Here is a 19,391-nt window from a genome sequence, read left to right as displayed (position 1 = left end):
CTTCTCGGATGTCACTTCTCAGATGCTGGCCAATACGCTGTTCACCGCGTTGGCGGTCTTGGCGACGATGATGTCGGCTTCCTCGCGCGTCAGGCAGAGCGGCGGCGCGAAACCGAGGATGTCGCCCTGCGGCATGGCGCGGCCGATGACGCCGCTTGCCGCTAGCGCGGTGGCGATCTGCGGCCCGACCTTCAGAGCCGGATCGAAGAAGACGCGGTCGTCGCGGTCCTTGACGAACTCGATTGCGGCCAGCATGCCGTCGCCGCGCACCTCGCCGACATTCCGGTGGCCGCCGACGGCCTTGGCAAGCTCAGCGCGGAAGTAAGCACCGGTCTCGCCGGCGTTCCGGACCAGGTCCATCTCGTCGATCAGCTCGAGATTGGCGACACCGGCGGCAACGCAGATCGGGTGCGCCGAATAGGTCCAGCCATGGCCAAGCGAGCCCAGCTTGTCCGAGCCCTTGACCAGCACCTGCCAGACCTTGTCGGCGACGATGACGCCGGAAAGCGGCGCATAGGCCGAGGTCAGGCCCTTGGCGATGGTGATCAGGTCCGGCTTGATACCATAATGGTCGGAGCCGAACATGGTGCCGAGACGACCAAAGCCGGTCACCACCTCGTCGGCGACGAGCAGCACGTCGTATTTGTTGAGCACGGCCTGAATCTTTGCCCAATATCCGGCCGGCGGCGGAACGATGCCGCCGGTGCCGAGGATCGGTTCGCCGATGAAGGCTGCGACCGTGTCAGGGCCCTCGGCCAGGATCATCTCCTCAAGCTTGTCGGCGCAATATTGCGAGAACTGCTCCTCGCTCATCGAGCGGTCGGCGCGGCGGAAATAATACGGCGCTTCGGTATGCATGATCGGCGCGCGCGGCAGGTCGAAGGCATTGTGGAACAGCTCGAGCCCGGTCAGCGAGCCGGTCATGACGCCCGAGCCGTGATAGCCGCGCCAGCGCGAGATGATCTTCTTCTTCTCGGGCCGGCCGAGAACGTTGTTGTAATACCAGATCAGCTTGATGTTGGTCTCGTTGGCATCGGAGCCGGAGAGGCCGAAATAGACTCGGCTCATGCCCTTCGGCGCGCGGTCGATGATCATCTTGGCAAGCGTGATCGAGGCTTCGGTGCCGTGGCCAACATAGGCGTGGTAGTAGGCGAGGTTCTTCGCCTGCTCGGCGATGGCATCGGCGATCTTCTGGCGGCCGTAACCGACATTGACGCAATAGAGGCCGGCGAAGGCATCGATGCTCTTCTTGCCGGTGTTGTCCCAGATGGTGACGCCTTCGCCGCCGGCCATGATGCGGGCCGGCGATTCACCGCGCGCGTGCGTGCCCATATGCGTCGAGGGATGGAAGAAGTGGTCGCGATCCCAGGCGGAGAGTTCGTTGGACTGTTCGAGCATTTTTGACTCCTGACGAGAATGAGGCCTACGCAGCTTAGGCTACGTCGAGGCAGAGGTATTTCAGATCGGTGAAGGCTTCGAGGCCGTGGCGCGAGCCCTCGCGGCCGATGCCGGATTGCTTGACGCCGCCGAAGGGGATCGGCGCGCCGGTGATCTTGACCCGGTTGATCGCGACCATGCCGTACTCCAGGGCGCGGCCCATGCGCGCCTGCCGCGCGCCGTTTTCGGTGACGACATAGGCAACGAGGCCGTATTCGGTGGCGTTGGCGCGGGCGACGACTTCCGCCTCGTCGTCGAACGGCGTCACAGCCGCGATAGGGCCGAAGGTTTCTTCGCGCATGATCAGAGCGGCGTCCGGCACATCGGCGAGCAGCGTCGGCTGGTAAAACAGCGGGCCGGCCGCGTGACGCTTGCCGCCGGTCAGGCAGCGCGCGCCGTGGGTGAGCGCATCGGCGACTTGCTCCTCGACCTTCTTCACCGCGCGCTCATGCATCAGCGGCCCGATATCGGCGTCAGCGGATAGGCCGTTGCCGGTGCGGAGTTGCTCGATGCGACGGGCGAAAGCGGCGCAGAAGCGATCATAGATCGGCCGCTGCACATAGATGCGGTTGGCGGCGAGGCAATCCTGGCCGGAGGTGGCGAATTTGGCATCGAGCGCGATCTTGACGGCCTTGTCGATATCGGCGTCGTCGAAGACGATCAGCGGCGCGTGGCCGCCGAGCTCCATCACCAGCCGTTTCATCGTCGGCGCGCTCTGCGCGGCGATCAGCCGGCCGACTTCGGTCGAGCCGGTGAAGCTCATGGCGCGGACCCGCGCATCGGCGCACATCGCGCCAACGATGGTGCGCGCATTACCGGTGACGACGTTGAAGACGCCTGCCGGCAGCCCGGCACGCTCGCCGAGCTCGGCCAGCGCCAAAGCCGACAGCGGCGTTTCCGAGGACGGGTGCGCCACGATGGTGCAGCCGGCGGCGAGCGCCGCAGCGGCTTTGCGGGTGAGCATGGCCGACGGAAAATTCCAGGGCGTCACTACGCCGACGACACCGAGCGGCTCGCGGCGCACCGACATCTCGGCATTCGGCAGATGGCTGGTGACGCTTTCGGCGTTGAGGCGTTTCGCTTCCTCGGCATACCACTCGACAAAGGACGCGGCGTAGTCGATCTCGCCAAGCGATTCCTTCAGCGGCTTGCCCTGCTCGAGCGTCATCAACAGCGCCAGATCATCCTTGGCGGCGATGATCAAATCGAACCATTTTCGCAGAATTTTCGAGCGCTCCTGCGGCAGCGCCGAGCGCCAAGCGGGAAATGCGCGTGACGCGGCATTGATCGCCTTTGTCGTCTGGTCGGCATCGAGCGCGGCGACAAAGGCGACGGTAGCGCCGGTGGCCGGATCGGTAACCTCAAAACTTGCCGCCGCTTCGCTCGCCGTCCAGTGGCCGTCGACATAGGCGAGCGCGCGCAGCAGCCGGCGATCGGCGAGGCGGTCGAGCGCGTCATGGTGGTTCGTACGGGCAAAATGCGCGGACATCAGTCGGGTCTCCCGGTGCCGAGGCGATATGGAGAGACTAGTCGCACGATCGAGACAAAGAGGCTGTTTCGGCAGGTTGACAGAGAGAGATTGTCTCTATTGGCGTGCGGAAGCAGACGATCTCTCTGGCTGGCCAGCCGCCGGATGCCACCAAACGGTGAAATTGGCCGAGCCTCCACAACTTCGTCATCCACGGGCGGAGCGGAAGCGAAGCGGACGCGTAGACCCGAGGATCCATTCCGTGACCTTGATCGAAGGGCACAGCGGAGCAGAATTCTGCACCGTTGCAACGCCTCAAAGTCACGGAATGGATCCTCGGGTCTGCGCCGCGTCGCTTCGCTCCTTGCTCCGCCCGTGGATGACGAAGTAGCGGACATTTCGGCTAATCTCCACGCTGATCGTGGGACCGACTCACCCTTATTCCGGCAGCAGATCGGCCACCGGCAGCACGGTCTCGTCCTTGACCGTCTTGGTGACGATGTAGGTGAAGTAGCGGTCGATGCCGATCTCGCGCTCAAGCAAGCCGTCGACCAGCCGCTGATAGGCGTCGATGTCGCGCGCCATCACTTTCAGCACGTAGTCGACGCCGCCGCCCACCGACCAGCAGGCAACGATCTCCGGGATATCGCGCACCACCCGCTCGAAGCGGTCGAAGTCCGCCTGGCGGTGGTTGGCCAGGGTCACCTCCATCAGCACGGTCGCCACCGGCGCGATGACACGGATGGCGATCGCGGCGTGATAGCCGGAGACGATGCCGGCCTTCTCCAGCTTGCGCAGCCGCATCCAGCACGGCGTCGGCGACAGGCCGACCTTCTCGGCCAGCGCGAGCTTGGTGATGCGTCCGTCGCGCTGGATGGCGTCGAGAATCCTGAGGTCGATCGGGTCGAGTTTCGCTGCCGCCATGCGGGTCCGCCTTTTGTTGCGGACACCATGACGATGCATTATTTCGATTGTCAATTGCACTGATTTCGATCTCTAATAAGTCATGACATCATGGCAGCCAGATCCTGCTCTCATCCGCCGACCGGCCTATCTCTCGCTGGCCGACCAGTTCGCGCGCGCCATCCATGACGGGCGGCTGGCCAACGGCACGCGGCTGCCGACGCACCGCCGGCTGGCGGACGATCTGAAGCTTTCGGTGCAGACCGTCAGCCGCGCCTATGAGGAGTTGATCCGCCGGGGACTGATTTCCGGCGAGGTCGGCCGCGGCAGCTTCGTGCAGACGCAGCGCCGCGAGCCCGAGCCGCCCTATATCCCGGAACGGCTGGGCGAGGTCATCGACCTCTCGATCCTGAAGCCGGTCTGCGAGCCGATGCATCTGGAGAAACTGAAGCAGGCGCTGGGCTGGCTGGCCGAGAACCTGCCGTCGAGCTCGGCGCTATCGTTCCGGCCGAACATGGTTTTCCCGCGCCACCGCGCGGTCGCGGTCGAATGGCTGAAACTTTGCGGCCTTGAAGCCTCGCCGCAGAACATCAGCCTGACCAACGGCGCGACCGCCGGCATGACGGTGGCGCTGATGAGCGTCGCGCCGCCCGGCTCGACAGTCGCTACCGAAGCGATCGGCCACCACACGCTGATCCCGCTTGCGCGCTATCTCGGCTTCAACCTCGAAGGCCTGCCGATCGACGGCAACGGGCTGGTCCCCGAAGCGCTCGACGCGGCCTGCCGCCTCTCGGACATCCGCGCTGTGTTCGTTCAGCCGTCTGTGATCAACCCGACGGCGACGCTTATGGACGCCACAAGGCGCGAGCAGATCGCGGCGGTTGCCCGCAAGCATGACGTCGCCATCATCGAGAACGACGTACTCGGGCCGCTGGTTGAAGGCCGGCCGCCGGCGGTTGCCGCCTTTGCGCCGGAGCGGACACTCTACGTCACCTCCTTCACCAAAATCGTCGTGCCAGGCCTGCGCATCGGCTATCTCGCGGTACCGGACCGCTATGTCGCGGCCGTCGCCAACCGCCATCTCGTCTCGAACTGGATGGCGACGCCGATGGTGGCGGAAATCGCCACCCGCTGGGTGACCGACGGCACCGCGATGGAACTGGTCAACTGGCAGCGCGGCGCGCTGAGGCGCCGGCAGGAGATTGCTGCGGAAGTGCTGGCCGGCGTCGACTATCGCTGTCACCGCGACGGGCTGCATCTGTGGCTCGAGCTGCCGGGCGACCGGGCCGAGGAGAGCTTTGTCGCGCAGGCGCGCCTGCGCGGAGTGGCGATCGCGCCGGGCACCTCGTTCCGCATCGTCGACACGCCGTGGCATCCGGCCGTGCGCATCTCGCTCGGATCGACCACCGAGGGGGAACTGCGCGCCGGCCTGAGCGTTGTCGCCAAGCTGTTGCTCGGCGATCCGGAGCATCTCCTGCTCGCCATCTGATGCACAAGTGGAGCCAGATTGCCCTGAAATTGTGCGGCGCCGAAAAATATTGTCATGATATTATTTTCTCAATTGACATGATTTGGCGCGTTTCGCATCGTTAAGGGCATAGGCTTCTCCAGAACGGGGACATGGATTGCCCGCGCCCATCATCAAGGTTGATGCGATTTCGAAGAGCTTCGGCGCCTTCAAGGTGCTGGACGGCCTATCGATGCAGGTCATGCCCGGCGAGAAGCTGGCGCTGATCGGCCCGTCCGGCTCAGGCAAGACGACGATCCTGCGCATCCTGATGACGCTGGAGAAGATCGACGGCGGCCATATCCAGGTCGACGGCGAGCAGCTCTACCACATGGAGCGCAACGGCCAGTTGCTGCCGGCCGACGAGCGGCACCTGGCCAGGATGCGCCAGAAGATCGGCATGGTCTTCCAGCTGTTCAATCTCTTCCCGCACAAATGCGTCATGGACAATGTGACCCTGGCGCCGATGCTGACCAAGGGCATCGCGCGCGCCGCCGCCGAGAAGCGGGCGATGGAACTGCTCGACATGGTCGGACTAGCGGACAAGGCGAAGGCGATGCCGGCGCAGCTCTCCGGCGGCCAGAAGCAGCGCGTGGCGATCGCCAGGGCATTGGCGCTGTCGCCCAAGATCATGCTGTTCGACGAGGTCACCTCGGCGCTCGATCCGGAGCTCGTCGAGGAAGTGCTCAACGTCATGCGCAAGCTCGCCGCCGAGACCGACATGACGATGCTTCTGGTCACCCATGAGATGGGCTTCGCCCACGACTTCGCCGATCGCGTGCTGTTCTTCGACCGCGGCAGGATCGTCGAGGAAGGCAAGCCCGATGAGATTTTCCGCCATCCCAAACAGGAAAGAACGCAGAGCTTCCTGAAGAAGATCATCGCGGCCGGACATCGCGTCTGACCGCAATGCAAACGGGCGGCGCAAGCCGTCCAAGGGCGGCCAAAGGCCGTCCCGAACCAAGGCAAACCAAGAAGACAAAACAAGGAGTTGGGAACAATGAAGAAACTTGGCATTCTGGCTGGCGTCGCCGGCCTCGCGATCACCGCGATGCTGCTCGCCCCCGGCGCGCGGTCGGCGGATGACGCCAAGCTGGAGCAGCTCAAGCAGCAGGGCTTCGCCCGCGTCGCCATCGCCAACGAGCCGCCCTATACGGCGGTCGCCGCCGACGGCAAGGTGTCGGGCGCGGCTCCCGACGTGGCGCGCGAGATCTTCAAGCGTCTCGGCGTCAACGACATCGTCGCTTCCATCTCCGAATACGGCGCGATGATCCCCGGCCTGCAGGCCGGCCGCTTCGACGTCGTCACCGCCGGCCTGTTCATGAAGCCGGAGCGCTGCGCGGCGGTCGCCTATTCCGAGCCGGTGCTTTGCGATGCCGAAGCGATGCTGGTGAAGAAGGGCAATCCGAAGGGCTTCAAGAGCTACGAGGACATCGCCAAGGACAGCTCCGCCACAGTCGGCGCGCCGGGCGGCGGCACCGAGGAGAAGCTGGCGCTCAATGCCGGCGTGCCGCGCGATCGCGTCGTCGTCGTGCCGGATGGCCAGAGCGGCCTAAAGATGGTGCAGGACGGCCGTATCGACGCTTATTCGCTGCCTGTGCTCTCGATCAACGACCTGATGAAGAAGGCCAACGACCCGAACCTCGAAGTGATCGCGCCGGTGCAGGGCGCGCCGGTCTATTGCGATGGCGCGGCCTTCAAGAAAGGCGACGAGGCACTGCGCGACGCCTATGACGTCGAGCTCGCCAAAATGAAAAAGTCCGGCGAGTTCGCCAAGATCATCGAACCCTACGGCTTCTCGGCCAAGGCGGCGATGTCGACGACGCGCGAGAAGCTCTGCGCGGCGAAGTAGGACGCGGCCTTTGCCTTCTCCCCGTTAACGGGGAGAAGGCATCACGAAGTGACGGATGAGGGGCGGCGCCAGCATTTCAAGGTTGGCGCTGCCCCTCATCTGCCTGCCCATCCTACGCAGCAGCTGCGCTGCAGCTACGGAGGGTAAACCGGCATCTCCCTGTCGATGGTAGGCGCCAAGCACATCAAATGTTGGGAAACTTCTAGTTTTATGACCCAGTGGTCCGGCTATCTCGGCCTGATATTGCAGGGAGCGCTTGTCACCATCGAGCTGACGCTGATGGGGTCGGTGCTTGCGCTGATCATGGCCTTCCTGGCCGGAATGGGACGCGTGTCGCGCTTCTTCATCATCCGCGCATTGGCGACGACCTACATCGAATTCTTCCGCGGCACCTCGATTTTCGTGCAACTGTTCTGGGCCTATTTCGTGCTGCCTTTTGCCGGCCTGTCGCTGACGCCGCTGCAGGCCGGCGTGCTGGCGCTGGGCTTGAATGTCGGCGCCTACGCGGCGGAAGTCGTGCGCGGCGCCATACTGTCGGTCGGCCGCGAGCAATACGAGGCCTGCACGGCGCTCAATCTCGGCCGCTGGCAAGGCATGCGCTATGTGATCCTGCCGCAGGCGCTGCTGGTCATGCTGCCTACCTTCGGCAACAACGCGATCGAGCTGCTCAAGGCAACCTCGGTCGTGTCGCTGATCTCGCTTGCCGACCTGACCTTCCAGGCGCAGGTGGTGCGCTCGCAGACCGGCAGCACGTTGATGCCCTTCCTCTCCGTTCTCGTCATCTATTTCGCGCTGGCGCTGATCATCTCGTGGGGCATTCGCACGCTGGAGCGCCGCATGGCGCGCGGCCTAGACGGAGTGCGCGTCTGATGGATTGGGATTGGAACTTCGTCTGGGAGATCATGCCGACCCTGATCCAGGGGGTGAAGATCACGATCCTGGCGACGGTGCTCGGCTCGGTCCTGGCGGCGATCGTGGGGCTTGGGATCGCGCTGGCGCGGCGCTCGGAGAACCGCATCGTCGCGCGCAGCGTCGGCTGGTTCGCCGAGTTCATCCGCGGCACGCCGCTCCTGGTGCAGCTCTATTTCATCTTCTACGTGCTGCCCGACATCGGCATCCTGCTGCCGCCGCTGGTAGCGGGCGTCATCGGGCTCGGCCTGCATTACGGCACCTACACGGCCGAGGTTTACCGCGCCGGCATCGACAATGTGCCGCGCGGCCAGTGGGAAGCTGCCAAGGCTTGCAATCTGGGTGGGCGCCACACCTGGACGCATATCATCCTGCCGCAGGCGATTCCGCCGATGATCCCGGCCCTGGCCAACTATTTCATCGCCATGTTCAAGGAGACGCCGCTGCTGTCGGCGATCACCGTGCTGGAACTGATGAACCAGGCCAAGAGCGTCGCCAACACCTATTACCGCTACATCGAACCGATGACGTTGGTCGGCGCCTTCTTCCTTGTCATCAGCCTCTGCTCCGTTGTGCTGTTGCGCTGGCTGGAGCATCGCTACGGCAGGATCGAAAGATGAAAGTCATGAACCCATTGCCCGACATCCGCCTCGAAACGGCGCGTCCTGCGCTGGACTCGCGTCCGCTGGAAAAGCGCGTCGGCCTGATCGCGCTTGCGACCGACCACACCAGCGAAGTGGATTTCCGCCGCATGGTGGCGAGCGAGCGGATCGGCGTCTATGTCGCGCGCATTCCCTACGCCAATCCGACGACGCCGGATAATCTGCGCAAGATGCAGCCGTCGCTTTCGGCGGGCGCGGCGCTCATCCTGCCGGACGAGCCGCTCGATGCGATATGCTACTCGTGCACCTCTGCGTCGGTGGTGATCGGCGACGCCGAGATCGAGCAGGCGATCCATGCAGCCAAGCCCGGCGTGCCCGTCGTCACCCCGCCGATGGCCGGCGTGCGCGGCCTGAACGCGTTCGGGGTGAAGCGTATCAGCATCCTGACTCCTTACACCGTCGAGACCAGCCGGCCGATGGCCGCCTATTTCGCCGCGCACGGCTTCGATATCCAAAGCTTCACCTGCCTCGGTTTCGAGGACGACCGCGAGATGGCGCGCATCACGCCGGCGTCCCTGGTCGAGCTGGCGCGCAACGTCACCCATCCGCAGGCCGATGCGCTGTTCGTCTCATGCACCGCGTTGCGCGCCGCACTGGCGGTTCCCGGCATGGAGGAGGCGATCGGACGTCCGGTCGTCACCAGCAACCAGGCCAGCGCCTGGAACTGCCTGCGGCTGTGCGGCGACGAAACGCCCCGGCCCGAATTCGGCCGGCTGTGGACGAAGCCGCTGGCCCAGTGAACGAAATGTCCGTGATCGAAATGATTGTTGAGCTTCAGCATATTCGCGCGGCGCGCGAGCGCATTGCAGGCAAGGTCGAGCGGACACCTATTGTGCTGTCGCAAAGCCTCTCGGACCGCGCGGGCCGTCCTGTTCATCTCAAGCTGGAGCATCACCAGACCACCGGCGCGTTCAAGCTGCGCGGCGCTTCCAATGCGATCGCAGCATTGAGCGCGGAAGAAAAATCGCGCGGCGTCGTCGCCGCCTCGACCGGCAATCACGGCCGCGCGCTGGCGCATGCGGCGAAGCTCGAAGGCATCCGCGCGGTGATCTGCATGTCTAGGCTGGTGCCGGAAAACAAGCTCGACGCCATCCGCCGCCTCGGCGCGGATATCCGCATCGTCGGCAACAGCCAGGACGACGCCCAGCAGGAAGTCGACAGGCTGGTGGCGGAAGAAGGGCTGGTCATGCTGCCGCCCTTCGACCATCCCGACATTGTCGCCGGGCAAGGCACGCTCGGATTGGAGATCATGGAGCAGGTGCCGGATGCCGCGGCCGTGCTGGTGCCGCTCTCCGGCGGCGGGCTGGCGGCCGGTGTTGCGGCCGCCGTCAAAGGCGTGAGCCCGCGCACCAAAGTCATCGGCATCTCGATGGCGCGCGGCGCTGCGATGAAGGCCAGCCTCGACGCCGGCCGGCCGGTGCAGGTCGAGGAACTGCCGACGCTGGCGGATTCGCTCGGCGGCGGCATCGGGCTCGACAACCGGCTGACCTTTGCCATGTGCCGGGGACTGCTCGACGACGTCGTGCTGCTTTCGGAGGAGGAGATCGCGGCCGGCATCCGCCATGCGTATGAAGAGGAGCGTGAGATCGTCGAAGGCGCTGGCGCCGTCGGCATAGGCGCGCTGCTTGCCGGCAAGGTCGAAGTGAACGGCCCCACTGTTCTCATCCTCTCCGGCAAGAACATCGACATGGACCTGCACCGCCGCATCGTCTGCGGCGAGACAATCGCGGAGCGCGCAGCATGAGCCGCATAACCATTCTCACCGAAAGTGATCTGCGCAAGATCGTGACGCTAGATCTGGACGCCGTTGCCTGCGTCGAGAACGCTTTTCGCGCTTTGGCCACGCTGCCGGTGGCGATGCCCCCGATTCTGCGGCTCGACATTCCCGAGCATCGGGGCGAGGTCGACGTCAAGTCCGCCTATGTGCCGGGCATTGACGGTTTCGCCGTCAAGATAAGCTCCGGTTTCTTCGACAATCCGACGCTCGGCCTGCCGAGCGGCGGCGGCATGATGGTGTTGCTTTCGGCCAAAACCGGCGTGGTCGAGGCGCTGCTGCTCGACAATGGCTATCTGACCGATATCCGCACGGCCGCCGCCGGCGCAGTCGCGGCCAGGCATTTGTCGCGCCAAGACTCAAGCGTAGCCGCGATCTTCGGCGCCGGCCTGCAGGCTGGGCTGCAGCTCGAAGCTCTGCGTTTGGTCCGGCCGATCGCAGAGGCACGCATCTGGGCGCGCGACGCCGCCAAGGCTGAAGCCACCGCCGCGCGCCTGCGCGAGAAGCTCGGCATCATCGTGCGCGCGGAGCCGGATGCGGCGAACGCGGCAGCGGGCGCCGACATCATCGTCACCACCACGCCGTCGACCGAACCGCTGATCAAGGCCGGTTTCGTCTCCGCCAGCCAGCACATCACCGCCATGGGCTCGGACGCCGAGCACAAGAACGAGATCGCGCCGGCGATCCTGCGCATGGCCGATCTCTATGTCGCCGACAGCGCCAAGCAGACGCGGCGCCTGGGCGAGCTCCATCACGCCATCGAGGCGGCGGTCTTCGCCGCCGACGCCGAGGTCACGGAGCTCGGCCAGATCATCGCCGGCAGCAAGCCGGGACGGCGCTCGGCCAGCGACATCACCATCGCCGACCTCACCGGCACCGGCGTGCAGGACACCGCAATCGCCACTTTGGCTCGCGACCGTGCACGCGCCGCCAATGCCGGGCTCGATTTCGAAAGTTGATGCTGGCCGCCAGGCCCAACAAACGAGGACAACAAAATGCAGCCAAATTTGAAATTCTCGCGCGGCGAATATGCGGAGCGCCTCGCCAAGACACGAAAAGCCATGGAGGCTAAAGGCGTCGATCTGCTGATCGTCAGCGATCCCTCGAACATGGCCTGGCTGACAGGCTATGACGGTTGGTCATTCTATGTGCATCAGGCCGTCATCGTGCCGCCTTCCGGCGAGCCGGTCTGGTACGGCCGTGGCCAGGACGCCAACGGCGCCAAGCGCACCGCCTATCTCGCGCATGACGACATCATCGGCTACGCCGACAATTATGTGCAGTCGACCGAGCGGCATCCGATGGATTACCTCGCCAGCGTGCTGGCCGAGCGCGGCTGGGACAAGCTCAGCATCGGCGTCGAGATGGACAATTACTGGTTTTCGGCCGCAGCCTTCGCGGCGCTGCAGAAGCACCTGCCCAATGCCCGCTTTGCCGATGCCACAGCGCTGGTGAACTGGCAGCGCGCCGTGAAAAGCCCGACCGAGATCGAGTATATGCGCAACGCCGCTCGCATCGTCGAGGCCATGCACCAGCGTATCGTCGACAAGATCGAAGTCGGCATGCGCAAATGCGATTTGGTCGCCGAGATCTACGATGCCGGCACGCGCGGCGTCGCCGGCATCGGCGGCGACTATCCGGCGATCGTGCCGCTCTTGCCGTCGGGAGCGGACGCCTCGGCGCCGCATCTCACCTGGGACGACAAGCCGATGAAGGTGAACGAAGGCACGTTCTTCGAGATCGCCGGCTGCTACAATCGCTACCATTGTCCGCTGTCGCGCACCGTATTCCTCGGCAAGCCGACGCAGGCATTCCTCGATGCCGAGAAGGCCACACTTGAGGGCATGGAAGCAGGTCTGGCCGCCGCCAAGCCGGGCAATGCCTGCGAGGACATCGCCAATGCCTTCTTCGCCGTCTTGAAAAAGTACGGCATCGTCAAGGACAACCGCACCGGCTACTCGATCGGTCTTTCGTATCCGCCGGACTGGGGCGAGCGCACCATGAGCCTGCGCCCCGGCGACCGCACCGAGCTCAAGCCCGGCATGACCTTCCATTTCATGACCGGACTGTGGCTGGAGACGATGGGGTTGGAGATCACCGAGTCGATCCTGATCACCGACGCCGGCGTCGAGTGCCTGGCCAACGTGCCGCGCAAGCTGTTCGTGAAGGACTGAGCCGATGTCCGCTTTGCGTCCCTCGCCGATCGCGCCGACCGTCGACTTCGAGCGCGACGGCGTCCAGCACGGCTTCCTGCGCCTACCCTACAGCCGCGACGATTCCGCCTGGGGATCGGTGATGATCCCGGTCTGTGTCGTGCGCAACGGCAAGGGCTCCACGGCGCTGCTCACCGGCGGCAATCACGGCGACGAATATGAGGGGCCGCTGGCGCTCTTCGAACTCGCCCGCACGCTCGATCCGAAAAATGTCTCCGGCACGGTCATCATCGTGCCGGCGATGAACTATCCGGCGTTCCGGGCCGGCACGCGCACCTCGCCGATCGACAAGGGCAACATGAACCGTTCCTTCCCCGGCAGGCCGGACGGCACGGTGACCGAGAAGATCGCCGACTATTTCCAGCGCGAGCTGCTGCCGCGCGCGGACATCGTCTTCGACTTCCATTCCGGCGGAAAGACGCTGGACTTCGTGCCGTTCTGCGCGGCGCATACGTTGCCGGACAAGGCGCAGGAGAAAAAGGCCTTCGCCGCCGTCGAGGCTTTCTCGGCGCCGTTCTCGATGCGCATGACCGAGATCGACGCGGTCGGCATGTATGACACGGCCGCCGAGGAGATGGGCAAGGTCTTCGTCACCACCGAACTCGGCGGCGGCGGAACCTCGCGCGCCGAGACGGTGCGGATCGCCCGGCGCGGCATCCTCAACGTGCTCCGCCACGCCGGCATCGTCGATGGTACGGTCGAGAAGGGCAGAACTCAGTGGCTGGACATGCCGTCGGGTGATTGCTTCGCCTTCGCCGAGGATGACGGCATGATCGAGACGATGGTCGACCTCGGCGAGCCTGTGGAGAGCGGCCAGGTTGTCGCGCGCATCCATCCGGTCGGGCGCACCGGGCAGGCGCCGCAGGAGATCAGGGCAAGGATGTCGGGGCTGCTCGCCGCGCGTCACTTCCCGGGCCTGGTCAAGGCGGGCGACTGCGTCTCGGTGCTGGCCGTGGCCGTTCGCGAATAATCTTGGTGCGGCGCCCTACTGCACCACGCGCTTCTCGAGCTTGCGGGCAAGCGTGCGCCGGTGCAGGCCGAGCCGGCGCGCGGTTTCGGAGATGTTGAAGCCGGTCTCGACCAGCGTTTCGTGGATACGCTCCCATTCGAGGTTCTTGATCGAGGTGGGGCGGCTGGTGAGCGGCACCGAAACGTCGCCCTCGGCGCGGCCGAAGGCGGCTTCGATGTCATCGGTGTTGGCGGGCTTGGCCAGATAATAGCTGGCGCCGAGCTTGATCGCCTCGACCGCCGTGGCGATGCTGGCAAATCCCGTCAGCACGACGATGCGCATCGATGGATTGCGGGCGCTGAGAAGCTTGACGCATTCGAGACCCGATCCCGATCCGAGCTTGAGATCGACGACGGCGTAGGCCGGGACGGCCGTTTCCAGCGCGACCAGCAGCGCCTCGCGGTCGTGGCAGATCACGACGTCGTAGTCGCGCTTTTCAAACGAGCGTTTGAGCGTGCGCGCGAAGGTCGCGTCGTCCTCGACGACGAACAAGGATCGATCAGATTTCACGATCGTCTCCATAGGTCAGCGCCGCCAGCGGCAGCGAAAGGGTAACACGGGCGCCCTCGGCCATGTTGCGCGCCGAAACGTCGCCGCCAAGCTTGCGCACCACGTTGAACACCAGGAAGAGGCCCAGGCCGCCGCCTGGTCGCCCCTTGCTCGACATATAGGGCTGGCCGAGCGCGTCCAGGATATCCTTGTCGAAACCCGGTCCGCGATCCTCGACGGAGAGCACCAGCTTCTCATCCTGCCGCCCGGCGGTGACGCCGACCCAATCGTGCGATGCTTCCTGCGCATTGTCGAGCACATTGAAGATCACCTGCTTCAGCGCCGTGTCGGACACGATCTGCTCGTCCGGCTCGAAGCCGTTGCTGTAGTCGAGCTTGAGAGGCTGACGGCTGACGCGCCATTCCTCGACGAGATCGTCGAGGAAGCTGCGGATCGTGGTGCGGATCGTGCCCTCGCCCCGCGCCTGGCCGGAGGACATGAGAATGCCCGTGACGATGCCTTTGCAGCGTTCGATCTGCGCCTGCATCTCGGCCACGTCGTCGGAAAGCTCGCGGTTGCGCTTGACGCCGCGCATCTGGCGCCAGTCGGACAGGATGACCGATATTGTCGAGAGCGGTGTGCCCAGTTCATGCGCGGCACCCGAGGCCAGCAGGCCCATGCGCACGATGTGATCTTCCTCGGCCGAACGCTGGCGCAGGTCGGCGAGATAGGCATCGCGTTCGCGCAGGTTGCGGTTGATTCGCGTCATGAAGATCACGATCAGGCCCGCCGCGAGCACGAAGCAGATGAACATGCCGCGCAGATGCAGCGCCTGGAGGTCGCTGCCGCCGTGATGCGGAATGGCGATCGGCTGGAAAACGAAGATGAGGAAGACGAAGCAGGCAGAGGCCGTCACCACCAGGAGCCAGGTCGACCATGGCGCCAGCAGCGCGGCGCCGAGCGTGATCTGCAGCAGGTAAAGCGACACGAACGGATTCGAGACGCCGCCGCTCAGGTAGAGCTGCGTCGTCAGCGCCGCCATGTCGAAAATCAGCGCGACGAGGAGCTGCGCGTTGGAGATCCGGCGGTTGCCGCGCAGGGCGAGCAGGCTGAAGATGTTGAGGCCGACGAGGAAAAGCACCACGCCCGCCATCTCGGCGAGCGGCAGCGGGATGGCGAACCAGTGTTGCGTGGCCAGGATGGTCAGCACCTGCCCCGCCACCGCCAGCCAGCGCAGCTGGATGAGCAGGAGCAGGTTCTTCCTGTTCGTGACGTCGGCATCCGAGGCTGCGCCTCCCTGCCGCGTTGGAGGAAGCGTCAGGAACGGCTTGTCGTGATGGGGCCACGCGATATTCATCACGCTACATCCCAGTTCCGGCGGCCGGCGAGGACCTGGCTGGCAAGCGCCATCGCCAGCATCCCTGCCAGGGCAAACCAAGTCAAAGCATAGACGAGATGGCTGTTGCGGAAGGTGACGACGGTCAACCCGCCGCGCGGCCAGCCAGCAGCGCCGGATGCCTCGGCATCGATGAAATAGGGCGCGACATCCGCCAGGCCGCGCGCCTTGGCGATTGCCGCGACGTCGCGCGAATACCAACGATCGGCAACCGGATCGTTGCTGCGCAAGAAACCGCCGCCGGGCTCGCTGATGCGCAGCAGCCCGTCAACCGTCGCCGGCGCGGCGAGCGCGGCCTTCTCCCGCTCGAACTCCACCTTGCGCTCCTGCGGGATGAAGCCGCGGTTGATGAGGACCGTGAAACCGCGGTCGTCGCGCATCGGCGTCAGCACCCAATAGCCGCCGCCAAGCTCGGTCACCGCCTGCACCAGCGTGTTGGCGCCGCCCTGCCAGCGCCCGGCCAGCCGCACATGGCGATATTCGTGATCCGGCGCGCTGAACCCGCTCCAGTCCTGCGGACCGGGCGCATCGACGACGGGAGCGTGGATGCGGTGGTCGACGCGGGCGATCAGATCGAGCTTCCAGACCCGTCTTTCCAGCTGCCAGACGCCGAGCCCGAGAAACACCAGAATGCCGAGAAGCCCAAGCGCCACAGCCAAGAATCGCGACGCGGAGCCCTTCGAGCCCGCATGAGAGCCGGTCATGTCCTTTGCCTCGGCTTTGGCCCTCCCCGCGCGCCACACGCCCACGCCCGAAATGGGGCTCATGGCATCTCCCGCATCTCGTGGAGCCCGGGCATCATGTTGGCGTTGAGGTGGTACATCACCCAGAGCGAGCCGCTCAGCACGATGACGACGAGAATCACTGTGAAGATGAGCGCCAGCATCGACCATCCGCCTTCCGACGCAGGGGTCATATGCAGGAAGAAGACCATGTGCACCACGATCTGCACCACCGCGAAGGCCATGATGATGATGGCCGCGGCCTGCTTGTTGTCCATGGCGCCGGTCATGACCATCCAGAACGGGATGGCAGTGAGGATCACCGACAGGACGAAGCCGATCAGGTAGCCCCTCAGCGACCCGTGCGCGGCGCCGCCATGGGTGTGGTCGCGATCGGCATGATCATGAGCGCTCATCTGAGCATCCCCATCAGGTAGACGAAGGTGAAGACGCCGATCCAGACGACGTCGAGGAAGTGCCAGAACATCGAAAGGCACATCAGCCGGCGGCGGTTAGCCTCGATGAGGCCGTGTCTCGCGACCTGCACCATCAGTGTCACCATCCAGACGATGCCGAAGGTCACGTGCAGGCCATGCGTGCCGACCAGGGTGAAGAAGGACGACAGGAAGGCGCTGCGCTGCGGCGTCGCGCCTTCATGGATCATGTGCGCGAATTCGTAGAGCTCGATGGAGAGGAACGCCAGGCCGAACAGGATGGTCACCACGAGCCAGGCTTGCGTCGCGCCGACGCGGCCCTTGTCCATGGTCAGCATGGCAAAGCCATAGGTGATCGAGGACAAGAGCAGCATGGTGGTGTTGACCGCCACCAGGCCAAGATCGAACAGATCCTTCGGCGCCGGACCCGCCGCGTAATTGCCGCCGAGCACGCCATAGGCCGCGAACAGCATGGCGAAGATCAGGCAGTCGCTCATCAGATAGAGCCAGAAGCCGAGCATGGTGCTGCCGCCTTCGGCGTGCGCGTGCTCTTCTTCCAGGTGGAAGACCGGTTCCGAGCCGGCCGTGATCGCGCTCGATGCCATGCTCAATTCCTAGCCCTGGGCGGCGAGGAGCGTCGTTCTCGCCTCTTCCGTTTGCGCGACCTCGGCAGCCGGAATGTCGAAGTCGCGGTGGTAGTTGAAGGTGTGGCCGATCGCGGTTGCGATGAGGCAGACGAAGCTCAGTGCCGCCAGCCACCACATGTACCAGATCAGGCCGAAGCCGAGCGCGACGCTGAACACCGCCAGGACGACGCCGGTGCCGGTGTTGCGAGGCATGTGGATCGGTTTGAATCCGGACAGCGGGCGCCGGTAGCCGGCCTTCTTCATGTCGAACCAGGCGTCGTTGTCGCGAATGACCGGCGTGAAGGCGAAGTTGTAGGCCGGCGGCGGCGAGGAGGTCGACCATTCGAGGGTGCGGCCGTCCCAGGGATCGCCGGTGTGATCGGCCAGCGCTTCGCGCTTGCGGATGGAGACGAATATCTGGACCAGGAAGGCGGCGATGCCGCAGGCGATCAGCACGGCGCCGAAAGCGGCGATCACGAACCAGATCTGCAGCGAGGGATCGTCGAAGACGCGCATGCGACGCGTCACGCCCATCAGGCCGAGAATATAGAGCGGCATGAAGGCGAGCCAGAAGCCGAGCACCCAGCACCAGAACGAGACCTTGCCCCAGAACGGATCGAGCCTGAAGCCGAAGGCCTTGGGCCACCAGTAGGCGATGCCGGCGAACAGGCCGAAGAGCACGCCGCCGATGATGACGTTATGGAAATGCGCGATCAGAAACAGGCTGTTGTGCAGCACGAAGTCGGCGGGCGGCACGGCAAGCAGCACGCCGGTCATGCCGCCGACGACGAAGGTGAGCATGAAGGCCACCGTCCACATCATCGGCAATTCGAAGCGAATGCGGCCGCGATACATGGTGAACAGCCAGTTGAATATCTTCGCCCCGGTCGGGATCGAGATGATCATCGTGGTGATTCCGAAGAAGGAATTGACGCTGGCGCCGGAGCCCATGGTGAAGAAGTGGTGCAGCCAGACGAGATAGGACAGGATGGTGATGACTATCGTGGCGTAGACCATCGAGGTGTAGCCGAACAAGCGCTTGCCGGAAAAGGTCGAGGTGACCTCGGAGAAGACGCCGAACAGCGGCAGGATGAGGATGTAGACCTCGGGGTGGCCCCATATCCAGATGAGGTTCACATACATCATCGGGTTGCCGCCGAAGTCGTTGGTGAAAAAGTTGGTGCCGACATAGCGGTCGAGCGCTAGCAACGTCAGCACCGCCGTCAGCACCGGGAAGGACGCCACGATCAGCACGTTGGTGCAGAGCGAGGTCCAGGTGAAGACCGGCATGCGCATCATGGTCATGCCGGGGGCGCGCATCTTGATGATGGTGCAGATCAGGTTGATGCCCGACAATGTCGTGCCGACGCCGGCAACCTGCAGCGCCCAGATGTAGTAATCGACGCCGACGTCGGGACTATAATTGATGCCGGAGAGCGGCGGATAGGCCAGCCAGCCGGTGCGGGCGAACTCGCCGACGAACAGCGAGGCCATGACCAGGATGGCGCCGCCGACCGTCATCCAGAAGCTGAAATTGTTGAGGAAAGGGAAGGAGACGTCGCGCGCGCCGATCTGCAGCGGCACGACGAAGTTCATCAGCCCGGTGACGAAAGGCATCGCCACGAAGAAGATCATGATCACGCCATGGGCGGTGAAGATCTGGTCGTAGTGGTGAGCGTTGAGATAACCCTCGGAACCGTTGAAGGCGATGGCCTGCTGCAGGCGCATCATGATGGCGTCTGAGAAGCCGCGCAGCAACATGACGAGGCCGAGCGCCATGTACATGATGCCGATCTTCTTGTGGTCGACGCTGGTGAACCACTCGCGCCACAGATAGCCCCAAAGCTTGAAATAGGTGACCGCGCCGAGCACCGCGAGGCCGCCCAACGCCACGACGATGAAGGTGACGACGACGATCGGCTCGTGCAGCGGCAGCGACTCCAGAGTGAGGCGGCCGAAGATGAACTTGGTCAGCGTCTCAGGCATCCGT

At 64.6% G+C, this 19,391-nt stretch carries 19 protein-coding genes; 10 read left to right on the top strand and 9 right to left on the bottom strand.

The genetic code is table 11. From position 1 onward, the window contains the following. Positions 1-18: 18 nt before the first annotated feature. From FJ425_RS07630 to FJ425_RS07620, 3 genes are all read right to left on the bottom strand, one after another. The gene (locus FJ425_RS07630) at positions 19-1,398 is read right to left on the bottom strand and encodes an aspartate aminotransferase family protein (RefSeq protein ID WP_140629691.1); all 1,380 of its coding nucleotides are present in this window, start codon (positions 1,396-1,398) and stop codon (positions 19-21) included. 34 nt (positions 1,399-1,432) lie between these two features. Beyond that, positions 1,433-2,926, bottom strand: coding sequence for an NAD-dependent succinate-semialdehyde dehydrogenase (locus FJ425_RS07625; RefSeq protein ID WP_140629688.1), 1,494 nt, complete (start codon positions 2,924-2,926; stop codon positions 1,433-1,435). A 417-nt stretch (positions 2,927-3,343) separates the two neighbouring features. Beyond that, a complete protein-coding gene (locus tag FJ425_RS07620; RefSeq protein WP_140629686.1) occupies positions 3,344-3,829 on the bottom strand; it encodes an Lrp/AsnC family transcriptional regulator in 486 nt (161 codons plus the stop codon). Positions 3,830-3,911: 82 nt separating this feature from the next. On the opposite strand from FJ425_RS07620, the gene FJ425_RS07615 reads away from it, so the two are divergent. The 10 genes from FJ425_RS07615 (at position 3,912) to doeB (ending at position 13,695) form a co-directional block, all read left to right on the top strand. Next, a complete protein-coding gene (locus FJ425_RS07615; RefSeq protein ID WP_140722685.1) occupies positions 3,912-5,297 on the top strand; it encodes a PLP-dependent aminotransferase family protein in 1,386 nt (461 codons plus the stop codon). 136 nt (positions 5,298-5,433) lie between these two features. After that, the gene (gene ehuA, locus FJ425_RS07610) at positions 5,434-6,219 is read left to right on the top strand and encodes an ectoine/hydroxyectoine ABC transporter ATP-binding protein EhuA (RefSeq protein WP_140547092.1); all 786 of its coding nucleotides are present in this window, start codon (positions 5,434-5,436) and stop codon (positions 6,217-6,219) included. 96 nt (positions 6,220-6,315) lie between these two features. Then, entirely contained in the window at positions 6,316-7,167 is an 852-nt protein-coding gene (ehuB, locus tag FJ425_RS07605; RefSeq protein ID WP_140547093.1) for an ectoine/hydroxyectoine ABC transporter substrate-binding protein EhuB, read from the top strand. Positions 7,168-7,377: 210 nt separating this feature from the next. Continuing rightward, the gene (gene ehuC, locus FJ425_RS07600) at positions 7,378-8,037 is read left to right on the top strand and encodes an ectoine/hydroxyectoine ABC transporter permease subunit EhuC (RefSeq protein ID WP_140629680.1); all 660 of its coding nucleotides are present in this window, start codon (positions 7,378-7,380) and stop codon (positions 8,035-8,037) included. Further along, the gene (gene ehuD / locus FJ425_RS07595; protein WP_140629677.1) at positions 8,037-8,696 is read left to right on the top strand and encodes an ectoine/hydroxyectoine ABC transporter permease subunit EhuD; all 660 of its coding nucleotides are present in this window, start codon (positions 8,037-8,039) and stop codon (positions 8,694-8,696) included. Before ehuC ends, ehuD begins: the two co-directional genes overlap by 1 nt. 5 nt (positions 8,697-8,701) lie before the next feature. Then, complete coding sequence (gene eutA / locus FJ425_RS07590; RefSeq protein ID WP_140629789.1) at positions 8,702-9,478, top strand: ectoine utilization protein EutA; 777 nt, start codon at positions 8,702-8,704, stop codon at positions 9,476-9,478. 20 nt (positions 9,479-9,498) lie between these two features. After that, the gene (gene eutB, locus FJ425_RS07585) at positions 9,499-10,482 is read left to right on the top strand and encodes a hydroxyectoine utilization dehydratase EutB (RefSeq protein WP_140629786.1); all 984 of its coding nucleotides are present in this window, start codon (positions 9,499-9,501) and stop codon (positions 10,480-10,482) included. Then, positions 10,479-11,471: a cyclodeaminase gene (locus FJ425_RS07580; RefSeq protein ID WP_140629674.1), complete on the top strand. Its 993-nt coding sequence runs from the start codon at positions 10,479-10,481 to the stop codon at positions 11,469-11,471. Before eutB ends, FJ425_RS07580 begins: the two co-directional genes overlap by 4 nt. Positions 11,472-11,507: 36 nt before the next feature. Next, entirely contained in the window at positions 11,508-12,686 is a 1,179-nt protein-coding gene (gene doeA / locus FJ425_RS07575; protein ID WP_140543807.1) for an ectoine hydrolase DoeA, read from the top strand. A 4-nt stretch (positions 12,687-12,690) separates the two neighbouring features. Next, the gene (gene doeB, locus FJ425_RS07570; protein WP_140629671.1) at positions 12,691-13,695 is read left to right on the top strand and encodes a N(2)-acetyl-L-2,4-diaminobutanoate deacetylase DoeB; all 1,005 of its coding nucleotides are present in this window, start codon (positions 12,691-12,693) and stop codon (positions 13,693-13,695) included. Positions 13,696-13,710: 15 nt separating this feature from the next. Here doeB and FJ425_RS07565 read toward each other — a convergent pair whose 3' ends face one another. From FJ425_RS07565 to cyoB, 6 genes are read right to left on the bottom strand one after another with little or no spacing between them, the layout of a single operon-like run. Beyond that, entirely contained in the window at positions 13,711-14,244 is a 534-nt protein-coding gene (locus tag FJ425_RS07565; RefSeq protein WP_210239087.1) for a response regulator transcription factor, read from the bottom strand. After that, entirely contained in the window at positions 14,234-15,580 is a 1,347-nt protein-coding gene (locus tag FJ425_RS07560) for an ATP-binding protein (protein WP_140629666.1), read from the bottom strand. Before FJ425_RS07560 ends, FJ425_RS07565 begins: the two co-directional genes overlap by 11 nt. Next, positions 15,580-16,323 (bottom strand): SURF1 family protein, encoded by a 744-nt coding sequence (locus FJ425_RS07555; RefSeq protein ID WP_140629783.1) that lies wholly within the window; start codon positions 16,321-16,323, stop codon positions 15,580-15,582. The genes FJ425_RS07560 and FJ425_RS07555 overlap by 1 nt, the downstream gene beginning before the upstream one ends. A gap of 59 nt (positions 16,324-16,382) precedes the next feature. Beyond that, positions 16,383-16,757 carry a cytochrome o ubiquinol oxidase subunit IV gene (gene cyoD / locus FJ425_RS07550; protein ID WP_140543801.1) on the bottom strand — a complete coding sequence of 125 codons (375 nt, stop codon included), beginning with the start codon at positions 16,755-16,757 and terminating at the stop codon, positions 16,383-16,385. Further along, a complete protein-coding gene (gene cyoC / locus FJ425_RS07545; RefSeq protein WP_140629663.1) occupies positions 16,754-17,380 on the bottom strand; it encodes a cytochrome o ubiquinol oxidase subunit III in 627 nt (208 codons plus the stop codon). The genes cyoD and cyoC overlap by 4 nt, the downstream gene beginning before the upstream one ends. A gap of 9 nt (positions 17,381-17,389) precedes the next feature. After that, a complete protein-coding gene (gene cyoB / locus FJ425_RS07540; protein WP_140722682.1) occupies positions 17,390-19,387 on the bottom strand; it encodes a cytochrome o ubiquinol oxidase subunit I in 1,998 nt (665 codons plus the stop codon). Between the last annotated feature and the right edge of the window lie 4 nt (positions 19,388-19,391).

This window comes from Mesorhizobium sp. B2-7-2, from assembly GCF_006440775.1.
Taxonomy (GTDB): Bacteria; Pseudomonadota; Alphaproteobacteria; order Rhizobiales; family Rhizobiaceae; genus Mesorhizobium.
This window is presented reverse-complemented; position numbering and strand designations above follow the sequence as displayed.

Bases quoted from the DNA above. Each gene is read 5' to 3' on its own strand.
- ehuB (WP_140547093.1), top strand. From the start codon at position 6,316: ATGAAGAAACTTGGCATTCTGGCTGGCGTCGCCGGCCTCGCGATCACC.
- cyoB (WP_140722682.1), bottom strand. From the start codon at position 19,387: ATGCCTGAGACGCTGACCAAGTTCATCTTCGGCCGCCTCACTCTGGAG.
- FJ425_RS07620 (WP_140629686.1), bottom strand. From the start codon at position 3,829: ATGGCGGCAGCGAAACTCGACCCGATCGACCTCAGGATTCTCGACGCC.
- eutA (WP_140629789.1), top strand. From the start codon at position 8,702: ATGAACCCATTGCCCGACATCCGCCTCGAAACGGCGCGTCCTGCGCTG.
- doeB (WP_140629671.1), top strand. From the start codon at position 12,691: ATGTCCGCTTTGCGTCCCTCGCCGATCGCGCCGACCGTCGACTTCGAG.
- FJ425_RS07630 (WP_140629691.1), bottom strand. From the start codon at position 1,398: ATGCTCGAACAGTCCAACGAACTCTCCGCCTGGGATCGCGACCACTTC.
- FJ425_RS07615 (WP_140722685.1), top strand. From the start codon at position 3,912: ATGACATCATGGCAGCCAGATCCTGCTCTCATCCGCCGACCGGCCTAT.
- FJ425_RS07625 (WP_140629688.1), bottom strand. From the start codon at position 2,926: ATGTCCGCGCATTTTGCCCGTACGAACCACCATGACGCGCTCGACCGC.
- FJ425_RS07580 (WP_140629674.1), top strand. From the start codon at position 10,479: ATGAGCCGCATAACCATTCTCACCGAAAGTGATCTGCGCAAGATCGTG.
- eutB (WP_140629786.1), top strand. From the start codon at position 9,499: ATGATTGTTGAGCTTCAGCATATTCGCGCGGCGCGCGAGCGCATTGCA.
- cyoD (WP_140543801.1), bottom strand. From the start codon at position 16,757: ATGAGCGCTCATGATCATGCCGATCGCGACCACACCCATGGCGGCGCC.
- cyoC (WP_140629663.1), bottom strand. From the start codon at position 17,380: ATGGCATCGAGCGCGATCACGGCCGGCTCGGAACCGGTCTTCCACCTG.
- FJ425_RS07560 (WP_140629666.1), bottom strand. From the start codon at position 15,580: ATGAATATCGCGTGGCCCCATCACGACAAGCCGTTCCTGACGCTTCCT.
- ehuC (WP_140629680.1), top strand. From the start codon at position 7,378: ATGACCCAGTGGTCCGGCTATCTCGGCCTGATATTGCAGGGAGCGCTT.
- doeA (WP_140543807.1), top strand. From the start codon at position 11,508: ATGCAGCCAAATTTGAAATTCTCGCGCGGCGAATATGCGGAGCGCCTC.
- ehuD (WP_140629677.1), top strand. From the start codon at position 8,037: ATGGATTGGGATTGGAACTTCGTCTGGGAGATCATGCCGACCCTGATC.
- FJ425_RS07555 (WP_140629783.1), bottom strand. From the start codon at position 16,323: ATGACCGGCTCTCATGCGGGCTCGAAGGGCTCCGCGTCGCGATTCTTG.